This is a genomic window from Vibrio sp. PSi01, from assembly GCF_054960695.1.
In genome coordinates this window covers 1-473 of the sequence record NZ_JBHNYN010000057.1, presented here as the reverse complement: position 1 = coordinate 473, position 473 = coordinate 1, and the positions used below count along the sequence as shown (strand labels likewise).

Here is a 473-nt window from a genome sequence, read left to right as displayed (position 1 = left end):
AAATCGGTATCTTTAATACGGCTCTTAGATGCGTTAACGTTCTCGTTAATGTTGTCTAAGTTGCTGATAGCGTGGTCGAAACGGTTTTGGAAAGCACCCAGTTCAGCACGGTGGCTATCTACGTACTTAAGTGCCGCATCAATTACTGCTACAGACTCTTGTGCACCACCCACTGACGTTACGTCGATAGTATCAACCGTTACGTCTTTGCCAGGTTGCATACCAAGCTCACCCGCTAGGCTACCTGAGAACGCCACTTCGCCTTCAACTTTGTTGTTACCAGTAAACATTTGTAGCTTACCGTCTTCAGTTACAGACGCTTTCACAGAATCTTGTTGACCGTTGATGTACGTTGCTAGCTCTTCGATATCGTCACCCGCTTTTGCGTTGATGTCGATTTCTTGCGCTTGGCCGAAGTTGTCGGTGAACGATAGTTTCAGGTCGTTAGAACCCGCTTGAACGTTCCAGTCTTT

The 473-nt window shown here is 46.7% G+C and carries 1 protein-coding gene; it reads right to left on the bottom strand.

The window, feature by feature from the left end:
* On the bottom strand, positions 1 to 473 hold a 473-nt coding region (locus tag ACFI6G_RS22230), incomplete at both ends, for a flagellin (protein WP_462710486.1).